Origin of the sequence: Pseudomonas sp. Au-Pse12 (assembly GCF_021341665.1) — a bacterium.
Classification (GTDB): Bacteria; Pseudomonadota; Gammaproteobacteria; order Pseudomonadales; family Pseudomonadaceae; genus Aquipseudomonas.
The window spans coordinates 22,030-39,884 of the sequence record NZ_JAJTTH010000005.1; the positions used below are offsets into that span (position 1 = coordinate 22,030).

General features: G+C 63.1%; 20 protein-coding genes. 6 read left to right on the forward strand and 14 right to left on the reverse strand.

Annotation, left to right across the window (positions count from 1 at the left end; genetic code table 11):
* Nucleotides 1-17: 17 nt before the first annotated feature.
* Both LXM55_RS14980 and LXM55_RS14985 read right to left on the reverse strand, forming a co-directional pair.
* Complete coding sequence (locus tag LXM55_RS14980; protein ID WP_233321074.1) at nucleotides 18-410, reverse strand: YbaN family protein; 393 nt, start codon at nucleotides 408-410, stop codon at nucleotides 18-20.
* Between the two features lie 10 nt (nucleotides 411-420).
* Nucleotides 421-1,008 carry a UPF0149 family protein gene (locus LXM55_RS14985; RefSeq protein WP_041116614.1) on the reverse strand — a complete coding sequence of 196 codons (588 nt, stop codon included), beginning with the start codon at nucleotides 1,006-1,008 and terminating at the stop codon, nucleotides 421-423.
* 274 nt (nucleotides 1,009-1,282) lie between these two features.
* Between LXM55_RS14985 and recQ the strand changes: the two genes are divergently transcribed.
* Complete coding sequence (gene recQ, locus LXM55_RS14990; protein ID WP_233321075.1) at nucleotides 1,283-3,409, forward strand: DNA helicase RecQ; 2,127 nt, start codon at nucleotides 1,283-1,285, stop codon at nucleotides 3,407-3,409.
* A gap of 119 nt (nucleotides 3,410-3,528) precedes the next feature.
* Nucleotides 3,529-3,963 (forward strand): MarR family transcriptional regulator, encoded by a 435-nt coding sequence (locus LXM55_RS14995; protein ID WP_233321077.1) that lies wholly within the window; start codon nucleotides 3,529-3,531, stop codon nucleotides 3,961-3,963.
* Between the two features lie 96 nt (nucleotides 3,964-4,059).
* Here LXM55_RS14995 and LXM55_RS15000 read toward each other — a convergent pair whose 3' ends face one another.
* Nucleotides 4,060-6,249 (reverse strand): patatin-like phospholipase family protein, encoded by a 2,190-nt coding sequence (locus LXM55_RS15000; protein ID WP_233321080.1) that lies wholly within the window; start codon nucleotides 6,247-6,249, stop codon nucleotides 4,060-4,062.
* A gap of 71 nt (nucleotides 6,250-6,320) precedes the next feature.
* Here LXM55_RS15000 and LXM55_RS15005 point away from each other — a divergent pair, with 71 nt between their 5' ends.
* Entirely contained in the window at nucleotides 6,321-6,608 is a 288-nt protein-coding gene (locus LXM55_RS15005) for a SelT/SelW/SelH family protein (RefSeq protein WP_233321082.1), read from the forward strand.
* Here LXM55_RS15005 and LXM55_RS15010 read toward each other — a convergent pair.
* Together LXM55_RS15010 and LXM55_RS15015 are read right to left on the reverse strand one after the other, a co-directional pair.
* Nucleotides 6,602-7,495 (reverse strand): DMT family transporter, encoded by an 894-nt coding sequence (locus LXM55_RS15010; RefSeq protein WP_233321083.1) that lies wholly within the window; start codon nucleotides 7,493-7,495, stop codon nucleotides 6,602-6,604. The two genes, LXM55_RS15005 and LXM55_RS15010, sit on opposite strands and share 7 nt — an antisense overlap.
* Nucleotides 7,496-7,546: 51 nt before the next feature.
* Nucleotides 7,547-8,362: an AraC family transcriptional regulator gene (locus LXM55_RS15015; RefSeq protein ID WP_233321085.1), complete on the reverse strand. Its 816-nt coding sequence runs from the start codon at nucleotides 8,360-8,362 to the stop codon at nucleotides 7,547-7,549.
* Nucleotides 8,363-8,494: 132 nt separating this feature from the next.
* Here LXM55_RS15015 and LXM55_RS15020 point away from each other — a divergent pair, with 132 nt between their 5' ends.
* Nucleotides 8,495-9,316 carry a UDP-2,3-diacylglucosamine diphosphatase gene (locus LXM55_RS15020; protein WP_233321087.1) on the forward strand — a complete coding sequence of 274 codons (822 nt, stop codon included), beginning with the start codon at nucleotides 8,495-8,497 and terminating at the stop codon, nucleotides 9,314-9,316.
* Nucleotides 9,317-9,338: 22 nt separating this feature from the next.
* Here LXM55_RS15020 and LXM55_RS15025 read toward each other — a convergent pair whose 3' ends face one another.
* Together LXM55_RS15025 and LXM55_RS15030 are read right to left on the reverse strand one after the other, a co-directional pair.
* Nucleotides 9,339-9,929 carry an HD domain-containing protein gene (locus LXM55_RS15025; RefSeq protein WP_233321088.1) on the reverse strand — a complete coding sequence of 197 codons (591 nt, stop codon included), beginning with the start codon at nucleotides 9,927-9,929 and terminating at the stop codon, nucleotides 9,339-9,341.
* Between the two features lie 98 nt (nucleotides 9,930-10,027).
* Nucleotides 10,028-10,339, reverse strand: coding sequence for a DUF962 domain-containing protein (locus LXM55_RS15030; protein ID WP_233321090.1), 312 nt, complete (start codon nucleotides 10,337-10,339; stop codon nucleotides 10,028-10,030).
* A gap of 159 nt (nucleotides 10,340-10,498) precedes the next feature.
* Here LXM55_RS15030 and LXM55_RS15035 point away from each other — a divergent pair, with 159 nt between their 5' ends.
* Nucleotides 10,499-11,560, forward strand: a complete 1,062-nt coding sequence (locus LXM55_RS15035; protein WP_233321092.1) for an AraC family transcriptional regulator — start codon at nucleotides 10,499-10,501, stop codon at nucleotides 11,558-11,560.
* Here the strand turns inward: LXM55_RS15035 and LXM55_RS15040 are convergent.
* The gene (locus LXM55_RS15040; RefSeq protein WP_233321093.1) at nucleotides 11,517-12,971 is read right to left on the reverse strand and encodes a TrkH family potassium uptake protein; all 1,455 of its coding nucleotides are present in this window, start codon (nucleotides 12,969-12,971) and stop codon (nucleotides 11,517-11,519) included. The two genes, LXM55_RS15035 and LXM55_RS15040, sit on opposite strands and share 44 nt — an antisense overlap.
* Before the next feature lie 122 nt (nucleotides 12,972-13,093).
* Between LXM55_RS15040 and LXM55_RS15045 the strand changes: the two genes are divergently transcribed.
* Nucleotides 13,094-13,660 carry a nitroreductase family protein gene (locus tag LXM55_RS15045; protein ID WP_233321094.1) on the forward strand — a complete coding sequence of 189 codons (567 nt, stop codon included), beginning with the start codon at nucleotides 13,094-13,096 and terminating at the stop codon, nucleotides 13,658-13,660.
* An 81-nt stretch (nucleotides 13,661-13,741) separates the two neighbouring features.
* Here LXM55_RS15045 and LXM55_RS15050 read toward each other — a convergent pair whose 3' ends face one another.
* The 6 genes from LXM55_RS15050 to LXM55_RS15075 all read right to left on the reverse strand — a co-directional run bounded on the left by LXM55_RS15050 (nucleotide 13,742) and on the right by LXM55_RS15075 (nucleotide 17,832).
* On the reverse strand, nucleotides 13,742-15,082 hold the full coding sequence (locus LXM55_RS15050) for a sensor histidine kinase (protein WP_233321095.1): 1,341 nt from the start codon (nucleotides 15,080-15,082) through the stop codon (nucleotides 13,742-13,744).
* Between the two features lie 65 nt (nucleotides 15,083-15,147).
* Entirely contained in the window at nucleotides 15,148-15,585 is a 438-nt protein-coding gene (locus LXM55_RS15055; protein WP_233321096.1) for a Spy/CpxP family protein refolding chaperone, read from the reverse strand.
* Nucleotides 15,586-15,728: 143 nt separating this feature from the next.
* Nucleotides 15,729-16,406, reverse strand: a complete 678-nt coding sequence (locus tag LXM55_RS15060) for a response regulator transcription factor (protein ID WP_233321097.1) — start codon at nucleotides 16,404-16,406, stop codon at nucleotides 15,729-15,731.
* A gap of 7 nt (nucleotides 16,407-16,413) precedes the next feature.
* Nucleotides 16,414-16,824, reverse strand: coding sequence for a translation initiation factor 2 (locus LXM55_RS15065; RefSeq protein ID WP_233321098.1), 411 nt, complete (start codon nucleotides 16,822-16,824; stop codon nucleotides 16,414-16,416).
* A gap of 110 nt (nucleotides 16,825-16,934) precedes the next feature.
* The gene (locus LXM55_RS15070) at nucleotides 16,935-17,234 is read right to left on the reverse strand and encodes a YciI family protein (protein ID WP_233321101.1); all 300 of its coding nucleotides are present in this window, start codon (nucleotides 17,232-17,234) and stop codon (nucleotides 16,935-16,937) included.
* Nucleotide 17,235: 1 nt separating this feature from the next.
* Nucleotides 17,236-17,832 carry a septation protein A gene (locus LXM55_RS15075; protein ID WP_233321104.1) on the reverse strand — a complete coding sequence of 199 codons (597 nt, stop codon included), beginning with the start codon at nucleotides 17,830-17,832 and terminating at the stop codon, nucleotides 17,236-17,238.
* Between the last annotated feature and the right edge of the window lie 23 nt (nucleotides 17,833-17,855).

Consider the following 17,855-nt stretch of genomic DNA (forward strand, 5'->3'; position numbering starts at 1 on the left):
TCAGGCAGAGCAATGGCTCAGGAGCGCAAGGTTTTCTGGCGCAGGATGTAGAAGGTCACCAGCACCGCGCTGGTCAGCATGAACCCCCGAGCCCAGGGCAGCGGGACCAGATAGCAGGAGAGCCCGATGCTCAGCCACATCAGGCCGATCGCATACACCTTGCCTTTGAGTGGAATGCCGTTGCCGTCCAGATAATCACGGATCCACGGACCCAGGCGCGGGTGTTGCACCAGCCACTGGTAGAAGCGTGGCGAACTGCGCGCAAAGCACGCGGCCGCCAGCAGCAGGAAAGGTGTGGTAGGCAATACCGGAAGGAAGATCCCCACCACCCCCAGCGCTACGCTCAACCAGCCGATGGCCAGCAGAACGTAACGCCATATCAGGGAGCGCTGGCCTATGGGCTTGGCCATAGGCAACGACTCAGTGGTGGCGAGGCTTGAGCAGCGCGGGCTTTTCGTCGGGGGCGTTGCACAGCAGGTACAGCGCGGTGAGCGCTTCGGGGATCTGCACGATCATGTCGTCCATCAGGTTGGCATCGCTGGCGATGTCGGAGAACTCAGGCTGTTCGTCGAACAGACCGGAGCCCACCATGATCGGCAGCAGCATCTCGCTGACTTCTTCTTCGGCGGTTTCGAACCAGGCGGCTTCACGCAGGAACACGCCTTCCATGAAGCCGATGCACCAGCCACGCAGGTCCGAGTCGTCCGGATCGTCGCCCAGGTCGAGCTCGCAAGGCAGCTCGAATTCTTCGTCGGAAGCCAGTTGGCGGGCGATGTGCGCCTTGAGGGCCAGCAGGGTCGACTCGATCGCTTCGCGTTCGGCGTCGTCGCGGTAATGCGGCTCTTCGGCGAACAGGGCATCGATCCATTCGCGATCCGGAACGCTTTCCGAACAGATCGACAGCGCGGTCAGGTAGCCGTGAGCGGCCACGTAGTCCAGCGCCTCGTCGTGCAGATCATCTGCATCGAGGAAGACTTGCAGGCGGGTTAGTTGCTCAGCGAAGGACATTGACGGCTACCTTGGGGAATAAACGATGCTGAATTCTAGGCTTTCTTGCGCGCTCAAGCCAGCCGCGGGGCAGATTTGAGCGGTTCTAAAGGTTACCAGTGGTCCATTGTCGACGCCCTCTGCCGGGAAGGGCTCGGGTATACTCGCGCGTTTTGTGATGCCCTGCAGGCCAAGTGTCCGCCCCGGACAAGTCCGCTAACGCAAATGTCGGTGAAGCATGCCGGCTTTTCGTCCAGTCTGCCCCCAGGGATTTCAGCGATTTTTGGAGTTTTTCATGCTCGAACAGGCTCAACGCGTCCTCAAGGACATCTTCGGCTACGACAGTTTCCGTGGTCGCCAAGGTGCGATCATTGAGCGCGTGGCCAGCGGCGGCGATGCCTTGGTACTGATGCCCACCGGGGGGGGCAAGTCGCTGTGCTTCCAAGTCCCGGCGCTGCTGCGCGAAGGCCTGGCGGTGGTGGTGTCGCCACTGATCGCGCTGATGGACGACCAGGTCGCGACCCTGGAGGAGCTCGGTGTTGCGGCGGCGGCCCTGAACTCCACCCTGAGCGCCGAGCAGCAGCGTGACCTGGCGGCGCGTATCCGACGCGGCGAGGTGAAGATGCTTTACCTGGCCCCCGAGCGCCTGGTCCAGCCGCGCATGCTGGCGTTCCTGCAGGGCCTTGATATTGCCTTGTTCGCCATTGACGAAGCCCACTGTGTATCCCAATGGGGTCATGACTTCCGTCCCGAATACCTGCAACTGGGGCAACTGGCGGAAATGTTCCCCCAGGTGCCGCGTATTGCCCTGACCGCCACCGCGGACAAACGCACCCGCGAAGAGATCGTCAATCGCCTGCACTTGCAGAACGCCGAGCGTTTTCTCTCCAGCTTCGATCGGCCGAACATCTTCTATCGCATCGTGCCCAAGGAACAGCCACGCAAGCAGTTGCAGGCGTTCCTCAACGAGCGGCGCAGCGATGCCGGGATCGTCTATTGCCTGTCGCGCAAGAAGGTCGACGAGGTGGCCGCATTCCTCTGCGAACAAGGCTTCACCGCGTTGCCGTATCACGCCGGGCTGCCCAACGAACTGCGCGCCTACCACCAGAAGCGCTTCCTCAACGAGGAAGGCTTGATCATGGTGGCTACCATCGCCTTCGGCATGGGTATCGACAAACCCAACGTGCGCTTTGTGGCCCACATGGATCTGCCCAAGTCACTGGAGGCCTACTACCAGGAAACCGGGCGTGCCGGCCGTGATGGCCTACCGGCAGATGCCTGGATGGCCTATGGCCTGCAGGATGTGCTGATGCTCAAGCAAATGCTGCAGAACTCCGAAGGCGATGAGCGCCACAAGCGTCTGGAGCAGCACAAGCTCGATGCCATGCTGGCCTTGTGCGAGGAAACCCGCTGCCGGCGCCAGACCCTGCTGGCCTATTTCGATGAAGACATGCCGCAGCCGTGCGGCCATTGCGACAACTGCGTCGATGGGGTGCAGACCTGGGATGCCACCGAACCGGCGCGTCAGGCGCTGTCGGCGATCTATCGCACCGGCCAGCGTTATGGCGTCGGCCATCTGGTGGATGTGCTGCTGGGCAAGGACACGGAAAAGGTCCGTAGCTTCGGTCATCAGCATCTGTCGGTGTTCGGTGTCGGCAAGGCCCGTAGCGAAGGCGAATGGCGTTCGCTGTTCCGCCAGCTGGTGGCGCGCGGCTTGGCGGATATCGACCTGGAGGGTTATGGCGGCTTGCGCTTGAGTGACACTTGTCGGCCTTTGCTCAAGGGGGAAGTCACCCTGGAGCTGCGGCGCGATCTCAAGCCGCAAAGCAGCCCCAAGAGCAGTACCAGCCAGGCCAGCCAACTGGTGCGGGGCGAGGAGCGCGAACAGTGGGAGGCGCTGCGGGCCCTGCGGCGCAAGCTGGCGGAAGAGCATGGGGTGCCGCCGTATGTCATTTTCCCCGATTCCACTTTGCTCGAAATGCTTCGCAGCCAGCCGGGATCCATGGCGGAAATGGCCGAGGTCAGCGGTGTTGGCGCGCGCAAACTGGAGCGTTATGGCGCGGCCTTCCTGGAAGTCCTGGGGGGCGGTGTCGAAGCGCCGAAGGTGGTCGCCGACATTCGCCACGAATTGATCACCCTCGCTCGTGCAGGAATGACCCCGGTGCAGATCGCTGGCCAACTGCAATGCACGGAAAAGAACGTCTACACCTTGCTGGCCGAAGCGATCGGCAAGCAGCAACTGTCCCTGGAGCAGGCCCTGGATTTGCCGGAAGACCTGTTGGGGGAAATCCAGGACGCTTTCCTCGACGGCGAGGGCGAACTACCGCCCGTGGCCGAGATTATCGAGGTGTTCGCCGGACGGGTGCCTGAAGGGGTGTTGTATTGCGTGCGTGCGGCCTTGCAGTCGGAGTTTGAAATGTGAAGGGGTGCGTCAATGTTGTAACGATTCAGTCCCTTACAGGCCTTGCCTCCGGGCAAGGGGCATGCTTAGCTGACTAATAATTAGTTTTTCTTTATTTTCAGTCTGATCATGAGTGTTTTATGCCGTTAACCGATGAACACCGTTTTGGTATGCAGCTGGCGCATATGTCTCGCGGCTGGCGTGCTGAACTGGACCGTCGCCTGGCCGGGCTTGGCCTGTCCCAGGCTCGCTGGCTGGTGCTGCTGCACCTGGCCCGCTTCGAAGAGGCGCCGACCCAGCGTGAGCTGGCGCAAAGCGTCGGTGTGGAAGGGCCGACTCTGGCCCGGCTGCTGGACAGCCTGGAAACCCAGGGCCTGGTCCAGCGCCAGTCGGTGGTGGAAGACCGTCGGGCGAAGAAGATTGTCCTCTGTCCTTCGGCCCGGCCATTGATCGAACAGATCGAAACCATTGCCACTGCCCTGCGCCATGAACTGTTCATTGGCGTTGACGATGAAGACCTGCGGGTCTGCATGCGCGTTCATGGGCGCATCCTGGCTAATCTGGAAAAGTCCTGACGCCTTCACCGGGGTTGTCTGACCCCGGTTTGTCCTGTTCTCCCACTGCTGTGAATCCTGGCCTGCTGTATTTCTGGGGCGGTATCTGCACGCCTGTCAGAATGTCTGGCCGAGATTCAGTGACAGGGCTTTCTGGTTGTCATCGTTGAAGCCGTAGCTGAAGTTCAGTGGCCCCAGCGGCGTATCGAAGCCGAGGAAGATACTGGCCGCATTGATGTAGCCACTGTCGAAGGCGTTGTCGTTGTTCCACACGCGACCGCGTTCCAATGAGCCTCCCAGGTACAGCGGAAACTCCAGAGGCAGATAGGAGCGTGGTGTCAGGCGGCGGAAATACACGGCGCGAGCCAGGCTGATGTTCTGCCCTGAGAGCGCGTCCTGGCGGAAGCCGGACAGTTGTCGCGCCCCGCCCAGCAGAAAGCTGGACGTCACCACATCGGCGTTGTCCAGGGTCCGGCCATACCGTCCGCCCAGGACAAAGGTGTTGGGGCCGCTGCTCAAGGCCTTGTCCAGTTTGAATTCCCATTGCCGGTAGCGATTGTCCGAACCCAGGCTCGGCTCGAACTGGCGCAGGGTCAGGCCGATATCCTCACCGGAGTGGGGGAAGTAGACGTTGTCCAGGGAGTCGAAGGAGTACTGCAACTGGTAATAGCCTTCGTTGAAGTTCTCGCTGGGCAGGTTGTGGTCACCGATTCTGACGTCGGCCTTGCCCCAGGCTTCGCCAACGCCGAAGCGCACCTCACCGCTGTTGCCGATCTGCCGTCCCAGGTTGAGGCCGAGGCCGTAGCGTTCCAGCCGGTATTCGGCGATTGGGTCGTTGTCCAGCACCGCCTCGACGTTCTGCGCTTCGGCGGCGATGAATGGCGCCACGAAATAGCGTGAGCCCGCGTCCAGCGGTTGGTAGAACTCGCTGTAGATTTCCTGCCGGTCTCCAATCTGCACCCGGGTCAGCCATTCCGCCCCCAGGCTGTTGATGCCGTTCATGCGGTAGCTGGCGCCGATATTGAATGCGCTGTCGCCACGCATGTCATCGGACAGGTTCAGGCCCAGGCGCAGGTAGTCGGTGCCGCTGCGCTTGCCTCGGGCGCTGATCACCAGGGTGTTGTCCTGGCCCTTGTGCGTTACGCGGTATTGCACCTGTTCGAAGAAATCCAGGCCGTACAGGGTGCCCATGTCGGTTTCCAGGCGGTCCAGGTCCAGAGGTTCGCCGATGCGCTGACGGATGTAATAGCGGATCACTTCATCGCTGACCTTGGAGTCGTTCTCTACCTTGATTGCGCTGATGATCGGCGTGCGCTGGCTGGGCTGGCGCGCGGCGGCCAGCTCGCCATCCAGCGGATGGGCCGGGCGCAGGCGCGCCAGGCGTGCGTCGAGGATGCGAGTGGCGCGGTAGCCGGCATCGATCATTTCCTGGGCTCGGCCGAAGTCGGTGACGCCGAAGCTCGACAGCGATGGCTGGATCAGCACGTCGTCCTTGTGCAACGCCGCCAGTTGCACCTCGGAGTTGCGTCGGGTCATCAGGGTGATGGATTGGGTGAGTACATCGACCACGGTATTGAGTTGCTTGCGTGAGCGCAGCGGCGTACCGATGTCCACCACGATGGCAATGTCGACCCCCATGTCCCGGGCCACGTCCAGGGGGATGTTGTCGGTCATGCCGCCATCCACCAGCAGCCGGCCATCCAGCTCCACCGGTGCGAACACCGCCGGGATCGACATGCTGGCGCGGATCACCTGGGGCAAGTGGCCCTTGCGAAACACCACTTTCTCGCCGCTGGCGATGTCGGTGGCCACGGCTCGGAAGGGGATCGGCAGTTTGTCGAAATCGCGGGTGTCGCTGGCGTGCGCCAGCTTGCTCTCCAGCAGCAGTGCCAGGTTTTGGCCCTGGATCACCCCCAGCGGCAACCCCATGCTGCCGTCGTCACGAAAGCTGAGTTTCTGTTTGACGAGGAAATCCCGATCGTCCTGTTTGCGCCGGAACGGCACGTCTTGTCGAGGCGGGGCATCGGACAGGGCCTGCTTCCAGTCGATGTTCAACGCGAGCTTTTCCAACTCGTCGATCTTGTAGCCCGAGGCATACAGCCCGCCGATCACTGCGCCCATACTGGTGCCGGCGATGGCATCGATGCGGATGCCTTGTTCCTCAAGCGCCTTGAGCACGCCGATGTGGGCCAGGCCCCGGGCGGCGCCCCCCGACAGCACCAGGCCGATTTTCGGTCGTGGTGCTTCGGCAGATTGAGCGAGCAAGGGCAGCAGGCAGAGGAGCAGGCAGGACAGCAGGCGGCGCATCACGGTTCTCGGGGCGGGCGATAAAGCCGGCTATTATAGCGACGCCCTAGAACCCAGGAGTTGGCCGGACCATGACTGAACGTAAACCCGAAGTGATCATCACCTACTGCACCCAATGCCAGTGGCTCCTGCGCGCGGCGTGGTTGGCCCAGGAACTCTTGAGTACGTTCAGCGACGACCTGGGCAAGGTGTCCCTGGCGCCGGCAACCGGTGGGGTTTTTCGCATCACTTGCGACGGTGTTCAGATCTGGGAGCGCAAGGCCGATGGCGGCTTTCCCGAGGCCAAGGTGCTCAAGCAACGGGTCCGCGACCAGATCGACCCCGAGCGCGATCTGGGCCACAACGACCGCACTCAGTGAGCGCTGGCTTCAGCCGGCGCTGCCTTGTTCCCTGAGCCCGTGGACAGGCGGCTTGAAACCACGATGGCGACGATGATCAAGGCCCCGCCGAACAACATGCGCAGGGTCGGGTTCTCGCCGAACAGCAGCCAAGCCACGGTAATTCCGTAGACCGGTTCCAGGGCGAACACCACCGCCGCGGTACGTGCCTTGATCACCGCCAGGCTGGCGACAAACAGGCTGTGGGCCAGCCCGGTGCAGAAGATCCCCAGCAGGCTGATCCACAGCCAGTCCATGGCCCGCACCTGGCCAAGCGCCGGAGCCGCCACGGGCAACAGGCACAGGGCGACCACCACGTTTTGACAGAGCGCCGCCTGTACCGCCGGCATCCGTCCGGAGCTGGCGCGGTTGTTCAAGGACAGCAGGGCGAACAGCAGGCCGGAACCGACGGCCCAGAGCAAACCGGTCGTGGCCTGGCTGGCCAGGTCGAAGTCCGGGGTCACCAGCATCAGGCCGATACTCACCAGGACCACCAGTAGCATTTCGTTGAAGCGGATCCGTTCGCGGAAGATCAGCCCTTCAAGAATCACCGTGAAGGCCGGGAAGCTGGCAAAGCCCAGGGTCGCGATAGCCACCCCGGCGACTTTCACCGCAACGAAGAAACTCACCCAGTGCCCCGCCAACAGCAGGCCGCTGAGCAGCAGGCGCCGCCAGTCGGTGGCGGCCAGCCTTTGCCAGGGGGTATGGCTCGCCAGGCGGGCGAACATAGCCAGGGCGAGCACGGCAAAGGCCGCGCGGCCGAAGACGATTACTGCAGGTGAAGCGGCGGCGAGCTTACCGAATACACCGGTCAGGCCGAACATCAGGGCACCGATATGCAAGGCACCAAGGGCGGTACGCGGAGTCATTTTTTTCCTTAACCACAAGACGGGCAGTCATTGCCTTGGGCGGCAACGGGTTCAGTCTAGGGGCGCAGCGGCCTGCGGGTCTGTCGCGGCCCTGGCGTCTTTTGTCGAGGGATTAGCGTGCGCCCCGCGCCTGAGCTGGCGCGGCGAGTGGCCGAATTCGCGCAGTATCGCCGCGGCGAAGGCGCTCTGCGAGCTGTAGCCCACGCGGTTGGCGATTTCCCCCATGGGCAACGCCGACCCGCGCAACAGCTCCAGGGCCATGTGCAGGCGTCGGCGCCGCACGTATTCCATGGGGGTAGCCCCGCATTCGGCGATGAACCGTGCATGCAGGCGGGCGCCGGACAGCCCGGCGATGCGTGCCAGGTCGGCCACTTGCAAGGGGTGGGCGGCGTGGCGGTCGATGTGCGCATTCAGGGCGGCATAGGGCAGGCGGCGCTCGCCGGGGTGGCCGGCGCTCGCATGGTTGAGGCTGGCCAAGAGCAAGACCGCGCCTTGTTGCGCAATCAGCGGATCGTCCACCGGGCTGTCCGCCAACCAGCTGACCAGGCGGCTCTGGCTCGGGCCCAGGACCCGGTGCAGAGGCGTGTCGAGCAAGCGTCGGCTGGCCTCGGCATGTTCTCCCAACGATTGTTTCACCCAGTGTTCGCCGGGTATGTCCAGCACCAGGCAGTGGCTGCCCCGGGGGCTGCCGCAGACATGCCGGGCACCGGCCGGCACGACCACAAAGCTCTGCTGCTGCACCTGGCTGCCCTGGCCTTCGACTTCGAAATCGAGCTGGCCGCAGAGGCCGAACACCAGTTGCGCATGTTCGTGGCTGTGGGCGATCAGGTCGTGGCTGTAGTGGCGCAGGGTGAGGATAGATCCCATCACGGTCTCCTTGGCAGGCGGCCAGTCTACACCGGCGGTCGGCTGTTTCGCGCTGTCATCGCGCTGCCGTATTTGTGTCATGGGCTATTAATCGCTGGGGCGCAAGCTCGCACAAAATCCAGGAGAGCGCCCATGACCCATGCCGAACTCGCCAAGCCCAGCCGCAAGCAACGGGTGCGAACCCTATGGATTTCAGACGTGCACCTGGGCACCCGGGACTGCCAGGCGGAACACCTGGCGCGCTTTCTCAAGGGCTACCACGCTGATCGCATCTACCTGGTGGGCGACATCATCGATGGCTGGAAGCTGCGCGGCGGCATGTACTGGCCCCAGGCCCATACCAACGTGATCCGGCGCCTGTTGACCATGAGCAAGCGCGGCACCGAGGTGATCTACGTCACCGGCAACCATGACGAGTTTCTGCGGCGCTACTCCAAGCTGATCCTGGGCAATATCCAGCTGGTGGACGAGGCGGTGCATGTCACCGCGGACGGGCGTCACCTGCTGGTGATTCATGGCGACCAGTTCGATGTGATCACCCGCTATCACCGTTGGCTGGCCTTTCTCGGCGACTCGGCCTACGAATTCACCCTGACCCTCAACCGCTGGCTCAACCACTGGCGGGCACGCTATGGCTACGGTTATTGGTCGCTGTCGGCCTACCTCAAGCACAAGGTCAAGACGGCGGTGAGCTTCATCAGCGATTTCGAGGAAGCCATTGCCCACGAATGCGTCAAGCGCGAGTTGCACGGGGTGGTCTGTGGCCACATTCACCATGCCGAGATCCGCAAGGTCGGCGAGGTGGACTACCTCAACTGCGGTGACTGGGTGGAGTCCTGCACCGCCTTGATCGAACACTGGGACGGCAGCATCGAGCTCTACCGCCTGGCCGAAGCCCAGGCCCGCGAAGCCCGGCTCAAGGCCGAGCGGATGAACGTCGCGGAACCGGCCTGAGCCCCGCGTTGGCAGCGGCTGTTCACGCCGGGCCGGCCTGCTCCATGGCGGCCTTGTACAGCGATTGCCGGGGCTGGGCGAACAGCCGCCGCAGCATGGGTTCGAAGAAGCTCAGGGGCAGGCTCTCATAGGCTGGGTCAAAGGCCGCGGCGTCGTACTTGGCGCAGAATTCGGCGGTGTACTGGTACAGCGGATGTTCGCTGAATTGCTCGCGCAGATGGCGATCCATCCCCAGGTGATGGAAGAAGTAGTAACCCTGGAAGATCCCATGTTTCTCCACCATCCACAGGTTTTCCGGGCTGACAAAGGGCTTGAGAATGGCTGCGGCGATATCGGCGTGGTTGTAGGAGCCCAGGGTGTCGCCAATGTCGTGGAGCAGGGCGCAGACCACGTACTCCTCGTCGCGCCCGTCATGCCAGGCGCGGCTGGCGGTCTGCAGTGAATGGGTCAGGCGGTCCACCGGGAAGCCGCCGAAGTCGCCCTCAAGCAGTTGCAGGTGGGCCAGGATGCGGGCCGGCAACTGTTTGGCGTAGGCGCTGAAATCTGCCGCAATGATCGCCCAGTCCTCTTGGGTGCCGTCCTGCATATGGGTAAAACGCGCATGAGTGTTCATCGGCCATCCTCTTGTTGTCATGGGCTGGAGGATTCGAGTGTAGGCAGGGGGCTGCCCGGCGCAGTGGCTGTGCGGGCCGGCTTGCTGTCCAGCGAGGCCTAGAAGGGCACCTTGCCGAGGATCATGTCGCGGTACATGACAAAGTCCCCCAGCAGGCTGTACAGCGGATGCTGGAAGGTGGCGGGGCGATTTTTCTCGAAGAAGAAGTGCCCGACCCAGGCGAAGCCATACCCGGCCACCGGCAACGCCAGCAGTAGCCACCAGGCGCCTTTGCCGATGGTCAGGGCGAGCAGGAAGATCACCAGGCTGGTGCCGATGAAGTGCAGGCGTCGGCAGGTGCTGTCGCTGTGTTCGCTCAGGTAGTAGGGATAGAACTCGGCGAAGCTGTTGAACTGTCGGATGTTTTCCATGGCCGCGATCTCTGTGTTTGTTGTTCTGTAGGCGGATGTTCTGCGGGGAGCTTATTTGAGTCTAGAGTCCTTGGCAGTACAGGCCAGTGACAATAGGCGCCACTTTAGTATCCTTGGAAAATTGGCCGTAGCATGCGGCTCATCATGTAAGAAAAGCTCATGAGCGAACGAACGACTTCTGCAAGCTGGACCCTGGGGATCGTCAAGGCCCTGGAGATGGAGGGGCTGGATTGCCTGGCCCTGTTCAAGCAGCTGGGGCTCGACTACGGCGCCCTGGAAGATCCCGATGCACGCTTTACCCAGGATTCGATGACCCGGCTCTGGCAGCGTGCCGTGGAGATTTCCGGCAACCCGGCCATTGGCTTGAACATGGGCAAGTTGGTGCGTCCGGCGTCCTTTCATGTGGCCGGGTATGCGCTGATGTCGAGCCGTACCCTGGCGGAGGGCTTCCAGCGGCTGGTGCGTTATCAGCGGATCATCGCCGAAAGCGCTGACTTGAGTTTCCGCCTTCTGCCTGAAGGTTACGCACTGATCCTGACTGTACATGGCGATCATCTGCCGCCCACCCGGCAGAGTGCCGAGGCTTCGCTGGCCTGTGCCCTGGCCTTGTGTGGTTGGCTGACGGGGCGCGCGTTGCAGCCGCGCAAGGTATTGCTACAAGGGGAGCAGCCCCAGGATGTGCAGCCCTATAAAGACATGTTCCATGCGCCCCTGGTATTTGCGGCGCCCTTCGATGCACTGATCTTCGAGCGTGCCGACATGGAGGCCGCGCTGCCTACCGCCAACGAGGCCATGGCGTTGCTGCATGACCGCTTCGCCGGCGAATACCTGGCGCGGTTCTCGGAAAGTCGGGTGACCCACAAGGCGCGGCAGGTGCTGTGCCGTTTGCTGCCCCAGGGCGAACCCAAGCGCGAGATGGTGGCGCAGACTCTGCATTTGTCCCAGCGCACCTTGCAGCGTCGCCTGCAGGAAGAGGGCACCAGCTTTCAGACTTTGCTGGATGACACTCGCCGGGAGCTGGCTGAGCAGTACCTGGCGCAGCCGCGCATGACCTTGCTGGAGATTGCCTATCTGCTGGGGTTTGCCGACCCGAGCAATTTCTTTCGGGCATTTCGCCGCTGGTTCGATGCCACACCCGGTGAGTACCGGGCGCGGCTACAGGCGATGCCGGCCCAGGTCAATGACGCCAGAACGCCGGAACACACAATACGAACACCGTGATGATTTCCAGTCGGCCCAGGAGCATGCCCAGGGACAGGATCCACTTGGCGGCGTCCGGCAGGGTCGAGAAGTTGCCGGCCGGGCCGATGGTTTCGCCTAGGCCCGGGCCCACCCCGGATACGGTGCTGGCGGCGCCGGTCAGGGCGGTCATCCAGTCCAGGCCGAGCAGCGACAGGGCCAGGGCGATCATGCAGATGGTGATGGCGAAGAAGAACGAGAAGGTCAGGATCGAACGGACGATTTCCTCGTCCAGGCGATGGCCATTGTATTTCTGCTTGATCACCGCCCGGGGGTGGATCAATTGATTGAGGTTGGCCTTGAGCAGGATGTAGGCCACCTGGAAGCGGAAGATCTTGATCCCGCCGGCAGTCGACCCAGAACAACCGCCGACAAACCCCAGGTAAAAGAACAGCATCAGTGAGAAATTGCCCCAAAGGCTGTAGTCACCCAAGGCAAACCCGGTGGTGGTGACCACCGAAGTCACGTTCAGCGCCACGTGGCGCAGGGCATCCAGCCAGTGCAGGTCGGTGGTCCACCAGTACCAGGTGCCGAGCACCAGCCAGGTCACCAGGAGCATGCCGAGCAGGCCCTGGACCTGTTGATCCTTGATCAATGCCTTGCGGTTGCCGCGCAGGGTTGCCACATAGAGGGCAAAGGGCAGGCTGCCGAGAATCATCACCACCACCGCTACCCAGTGCACCGCCGGTTGCTGCCAGTGGGCCAGGGATTCGTCGGAGGTGGAGAAGCCGCCGGTGGAGATTGCCGACATGGCGTGGTTGATGGCATCGAACACATTCATCCCGGCCCACCAGAACGCCAGGCTGCCGCAGATGGTGATGCCGACGTAGGTGGCGACGATCAGCCGCGCCACCATGTGCGAGCGCGGCATGACCTTTTCCGAGCGGTCCGATGATTCGGTCTGGAACAGACGCATGCCGCCGATGCGCAGCAGCGGCAGGATCGCTACCGCCATGCCGATAAAGCCGATGCCCCCCAGCCAGTGCAGCATCGAGCGCCAGATCAGGATGCCCGGGGACATGCTGTCCAGGCCGCTGAGTACGGTGGCGCCAGTGGCTGTGATGCCGGACATGCTTTCGAAGAACGAGTCGGTGTAGCTGATGTGCTGGGTCAGCAGGAACGGCAGGGCGGCAAAGATACACACCACCACCCAGCTGGAAACCGTCAGCAGGTACATGTCCCGGGGCCGCAGGTGAATGTGCTCGGGGCGACCGGGAATCACCAGGGCCAAGCCGGCGATAAAGGTGATCATGCTGGCCCAGAGGAAGGACGGCAGGTCGCCGGTGCGTTCGAAGATCACCAGTGTCGCCATCGGAACCACCATGGCGATGGCCAGGGTGATGAGGAAGATGCCGATGATGAAACCAATGATCCTTAGGGTCGGCAACGCCATGTGTTCCGCTCGGGCTGGTAGAAGAAGGGCGCTCATTCTACCTGCGGGGCAGGGCATGTAAACCGGCACCCGGCTGGCAGATACCGCTAGAATGGCCGGACATTTTTTTCAGGAGGTGGCCGATGGAGGCTCTCGACGCTTTGCTCAACCGTGTTTCCGTGCCGCGCCTGGTGGAGCCCGCGCCCAATGCCGCGCAGCGCGAGGCGTTGTTTGCTGCCGCCCTGCGCGCACCGGATCATGGGCAATTGCGCCCTTGGCGGTTTCTCACTGTCGAAGGCGCGGCGCGCGAGCAGTTGGGCGAGTTGCTGGTGGAGGCGGTACAGCTGCAGGGCGGCGAGGTGACCCAGGCCGCCTTGGCCAAGGCTCGCGCCATGCCCCTGCGCGCACCGCTGGTGGTTGTGGTGGTCGCGCGCTTGCAGGAGCACTTCAAGGTGCCCAAGAGCGAGCAGTTGCTGGCGGCGGGCTGCGCGGCCCACGGTATTCTGCTGGCGGCCTATGCCCAGGGTATCGGCGCGGTCTGGCGCACCGGTGAGTTGTCCTATTCGGCCCATGTGGCCAAGGGCCTGGGGCTGCAGGACGGCGAGGAGATCATTGCCTTCCTGTACCTGGGCACACCGTTGAACGAGCCGCGGGTGGCCCCTAAAGTCGACACCGCCGAGTTCGTCAGTGCCTGGACGGCCAGGGCCTGACTATTCCCTTCCCGCGCTGAGCACTTCGCGGGCAAGCCCGCTGCTGTCAAACCTTGCAGCAGCGGCTTGCCCGCGTTGCATTCAGGCCTGCGCCACGGCTCCCGGGACCAGGGGCAGCTCCAGGGTGGCGATGAATCCACCTTGGGGATGGTTGTCCAGTATCAGGCTGCCGCCATGGCGTTCCGCCGCGCGCCGGGCGATGGCCAGCCCCAGGCCGTGGCCCGGAGCGCTTTGCCCTGGCGCGCGGAAGAACGGCTCGCCGAGTTGGCGCAAGTGCTCGGCTTCCACGCCTGGGCCATGGTCGCGCACGCTGATCTGGATCTTTTCGCCCTGGCGCAGGGCCGTGACTTCGATCGGTTGCCCGGCAGGGTTGAAGCGCTGAGCGTTGCGCAGCAGGTTGTCCACCGCACGTTCAAGCATGGTCGGCCAGCCGCGCAGGTTCAGCTGCGGCTGGGCCTCTATCTGCACCGGCTGTTCCGGACAGGCCAGTTGCGCGTCTTTCTGCACGGCCAGCAGCAAGGCGTTGAGGTCCACCTCTTCAGCACTGGCGTTGTCCGCATCGACCCGGGCCAATACCAGAATCTCGCTGATCAGGGCTTCCAGGCGGTCACACTCGCGGGTCAGCCGCGGCCAGAGCTTTTCCCGTTCTTCGGGGGCTGCCCGCTCCGCCAGCGCCAAGGCAATGCGCAGGCGTGCCAGGGGCGAGCGCAGTTCGTGGGAAACGTCCCGCAGCAGTTGGCGCTGGCTGCCGATCAAGCTTTGCAGGCGTGAGCCCATGCGGTTGAAGTCCCGGGCCAGCACACCGAACTCATCGCGGCGATTGGCCAGGCGTGCCAGGCTGTTCTGCTGATACGTGGCCTGGCCCAGGTCATGCACCGCACCGCGCAGGCGGCTTAGCGGGCGGGTAATGGACAGGGTCACCAGGAGGCTGAACAGGGTCAGCACCACCAGAGCGATGGCCAGGGCGCTGAGGGGCCAGGTCAGGCTGTCGCGGTGCCAGGCGTCCAGTTCCGGGTGGGGAATGCGGTAGATGAACAGGTAGGTGTCGCCGGTGGTCGGGCTGGTGTATTCCGCGGTCAGGCGGCGCCAGGGCAGGTGTCGGTCGTCGTTGTTCTGCCGGGCCTCGAAGGCGGCGGCGCGACGCGGGAAGGTCCCGCGTACCACCGGGTCACCGCTCTCGTTGAGTACCTGAACATCGATGTGGTACTGGCGCTTGCGCTGCTGGAGGATGTCCTGGGCGGCGTCTTCGCCCTGGCTCTCGTAGGTTTGCGTCCATTCCTCGGTCAGGCTGTTGAGGCCTGGATGACGACTGAGGATCCAGGCGTCCTGGTTGAGCATGTGCCCGAGCAGGATCGACAGCCCTGCAACCAGGGTGATGGCCAGCCAGAAGCTGGCCAGAATGCGCCAGAACAATGAACGCACGGGAACTCCTCGAACGCGAAAGCCCAGTGGGGGGAGGCCACTGGGCTGGGATGGACGCTAACGCATTATTGCGCTTTTTGCGGTTGTTGCGCTTTCCAGGCCTTGAACTCGGCCCATTCGGCGCGACGTTCCTCTTGTTTCTTCACAATGGCGTCGAATTCCTTCTGCTGCTCGGGCTTGAGCAGGGCGCGGATATCGGCCTGGGTCTTCTGATGTTTGGCGTCCAGTTCATCCTTCATGGCTTTCTGGTCGGCCGGCGAGAGTTTCTCCAGGTACTTTTCCACCACGGCCTTGCGGTCGTGCATTTGCTCGCCCATCAGCTTGCCGATTTGCTGGCGCTGTTCACGGCTCAGGTCCAGTTGGCTGAAAGGGCCTTTGCCGCGCATGTGTTCGCTGTGCCGAGGGCCGTCCATGGGGCCCATCGGGCCGTGACCTTCAGGCATGGCCATGGCCACGGTTGGCAGGGCGGCGGCGAACATCAGAGCGATCAGGGTCTTGCGCATGGTGTGTCTCCTTGTCTCATTCCCGGTAAGTTCCGGATGAGTTCAGGTTACGCAGATCAAGGTCAGCGGCAGTCAGCGGAGGGTAAAGCTTGGGTAAAGAAGGTCTTTCCGGGCCCTGACACATGCGCCAGGGCACATTGGAATCACAGGCTGTAGTAATAGCCGCGGCTGCGCAGGGCGACGATCCGTGGGCGGCCATCGGGGTGCGGGCCGATTTTCTTGCGCAGGTTGCTGACGTGCATGTCCAGGCTGCGGTCATACAGGGTCAGTTTGCGGCCGAGGGCGATTTGCGCCAGCTCCTGCTTGTCCAGTGGCTCGCCCGGTTGCTTGAGCAGGGCTTCGAGCAGGCGGCTTTCGGAAACGGTCAGGGCGATGTCCTGGTCGTCGATGTTGACCACGCCGCGCACCGGGCTGAAGCACAGGTCGCCCAGTTCCATCTGGCTGGATGCCGCCACCGGATGGCTGCGGCGCAACACGGCGCGCAGGCGGGCGGTGAGTTCGCGAGGGTCGCAGGGTTTGGCCAGGTAGTCGTCGGCGCCCAGTTCCAGGCCGAGGATGCGGTCCAGGGGCTCGCCGCGGGCCGAGAGCATCAGCACCGGCAGGTCGGGATGGTCATTGCGCAGTTGCTTGAGCAGCTCCAGGCCGCTGCCGTCCGGCAGCATCACGTCCAGCACTACCGCCGCCGGCGCGGTTTCGGCCAGGGCGCGACGGGCGCTCAGGCCATCGTGGCAGGCCCGAACCTGAAAGCCTTCCTGGCCGAGCCAACTGCTCAGGAGCTCGCACAGCTCCTGGTCATCATCAATCAGTAACAGGTCGCTCATGAATCTCTCAATTTAGCCATTGTCGACGCTTGCGATGCCCGCCACTGGCAAAGATACCGCAGAGCAGGGCCAGCAGGGCCACGCCGCCACCGGTGACGAACCACTGCTGCTGATCGGTCAACCAGCGTGGCGCCGGGTTGGCCTGGGCCTCCTTGAGTTGCAGCTTGAGGCGCTGGTTCTCCTGGCGCAAGCGGTTCAGCTGGGGGCTTTCCCGTTCGGCATCGGCACTTTGCAGTTGTTTGCTCAGCTCATCGCGCAGGCGTTCGCTTTCTTTCAAGCGTTGCTGCAACTCGGTGATCTGACTGCCGGCGCTCAGGGACAGCGGCGTCGAATGGCCGGTTTCCTGAGTTTCTTCGGCAAGGGCCGGAGCCCCGATCGACAACATGACCAACAGCAGGCACAGCGGACCTTGGCGCATCGAAACTCCTGATTCCAATCGAGTGTTGGGCAGGTTGTCGGCAGTCAAACGAGAATAATGAGCGATTGAGAACGCGATGGCCCCTGAAGGTTCATCGCGTTTCGGGGGAATTACGGCATCGATTGCCTGAACGGCTTGACCAGCACATTGGCGTAGACGCCGGCGGTCACGAAGGGGTCGGCCTCGGCCCAGGCCTGGGCGGCTTCCAGGGATTCGAACTCGGCCACGATCAGGCTCCCGGTGAAACCGGCGGCGCCCGGGTCATTGCTGTCGATCGCCGGGTGGGGGCCGGCCAGCACCACACGCCCTTGGTCGTTGAGCACTTGCAGCCGTTCCAGGTGGGCCGGCCGGTTGGCCAGGCGTTTTTCCAGGGAATTGGCAACGTCTGTGGCAATGATTGCGTAAAGCATGTCAGTCCTCGGTTTTCGGGGTGGTGGGGTCGGCGTCATGCAGGTGGCGCGACAGGTAGATGCCCTGGCCCACCAGGAACAATACCGTCATGCCCAGGCTGCCGAAGACCTTGAAGTCGACCCAGATGCTCTGGAACGTGAAGGCGACAAACAGGTTGGCGGCACCGCAGAACAGGAAGAAGGCGATCCAGGCGATGTTCAAGCGAGTCCAGACCGGCTCCGGCAGGGTCAGTGCGTGGCCCATGATGCGCTTGATCAGCAGGCGGTCGCCGATGAAATGGCTACCGATGAAGGCCAGGGCGAACAGCCAGTTGACCACCGGGGCTTTCCATTTGAGGAAGGTTTCGCTGTGGAAGGCCAGGGTCAGGCTGCCGAAGACCAGGCAGGCGACCAGGGTCAGCCACTGGCTTTTTTCCAGCTTGCGCTGGGACACGAACAGCGCGCCATACACCACCAGGGAGCTGATGATCAGCACTGCTGTAGCGCTGTAGATACCGCCCACGCTGACTTCATGACCGGCAAGGTCGACGACGCGGGGATCGATTTTATAGACGATGAAAAACAGGAACAGCGGGATGAAGTCGATGAATTGTTTCACAGTGGCAGCCAGAAGCAGGATGT

Bases quoted from the DNA above. Each gene is read 5' to 3' on its own strand.
- LXM55_RS14980 (WP_233321074.1), bottom strand. From the start codon at position 410: ATGGCCAAGCCCATAGGCCAGCGCTCCCTGATATGGCGTTACGTTCTG.
- LXM55_RS14985 (WP_041116614.1), bottom strand. From the start codon at position 1,008: ATGTCCTTCGCTGAGCAACTAACCCGCCTGCAAGTCTTCCTCGATGCA.
- recQ (WP_233321075.1), top strand. From the start codon at position 1,283: ATGCTCGAACAGGCTCAACGCGTCCTCAAGGACATCTTCGGCTACGAC.
- LXM55_RS14995 (WP_233321077.1), top strand. From the start codon at position 3,529: ATGCCGTTAACCGATGAACACCGTTTTGGTATGCAGCTGGCGCATATG.
- LXM55_RS15000 (WP_233321080.1), bottom strand. From the start codon at position 6,249: ATGCGCCGCCTGCTGTCCTGCCTGCTCCTCTGCCTGCTGCCCTTGCTC.
- LXM55_RS15005 (WP_233321082.1), top strand. From the start codon at position 6,321: ATGACTGAACGTAAACCCGAAGTGATCATCACCTACTGCACCCAATGC.
- LXM55_RS15010 (WP_233321083.1), bottom strand. From the start codon at position 7,495: ATGACTCCGCGTACCGCCCTTGGTGCCTTGCATATCGGTGCCCTGATG.
- LXM55_RS15015 (WP_233321085.1), bottom strand. From the start codon at position 8,362: ATGGGATCTATCCTCACCCTGCGCCACTACAGCCACGACCTGATCGCC.
- LXM55_RS15020 (WP_233321087.1), top strand. From the start codon at position 8,495: ATGACCCATGCCGAACTCGCCAAGCCCAGCCGCAAGCAACGGGTGCGA.
- LXM55_RS15025 (WP_233321088.1), bottom strand. From the start codon at position 9,929: ATGAACACTCATGCGCGTTTTACCCATATGCAGGACGGCACCCAAGAG.
- LXM55_RS15030 (WP_233321090.1), bottom strand. From the start codon at position 10,339: ATGGAAAACATCCGACAGTTCAACAGCTTCGCCGAGTTCTATCCCTAC.
- LXM55_RS15035 (WP_233321092.1), top strand. From the start codon at position 10,499: ATGAGCGAACGAACGACTTCTGCAAGCTGGACCCTGGGGATCGTCAAG.
- LXM55_RS15040 (WP_233321093.1), bottom strand. From the start codon at position 12,971: ATGGCGTTGCCGACCCTAAGGATCATTGGTTTCATCATCGGCATCTTC.
- LXM55_RS15045 (WP_233321094.1), top strand. From the start codon at position 13,094: ATGGAGGCTCTCGACGCTTTGCTCAACCGTGTTTCCGTGCCGCGCCTG.
- LXM55_RS15055 (WP_233321096.1), bottom strand. From the start codon at position 15,585: ATGCGCAAGACCCTGATCGCTCTGATGTTCGCCGCCGCCCTGCCAACC.
- LXM55_RS15060 (WP_233321097.1), bottom strand. From the start codon at position 16,406: ATGAGCGACCTGTTACTGATTGATGATGACCAGGAGCTGTGCGAGCTC.
- LXM55_RS15065 (WP_233321098.1), bottom strand. From the start codon at position 16,824: ATGCGCCAAGGTCCGCTGTGCCTGCTGTTGGTCATGTTGTCGATCGGG.
- LXM55_RS15070 (WP_233321101.1), bottom strand. From the start codon at position 17,234: ATGCTTTACGCAATCATTGCCACAGACGTTGCCAATTCCCTGGAAAAA.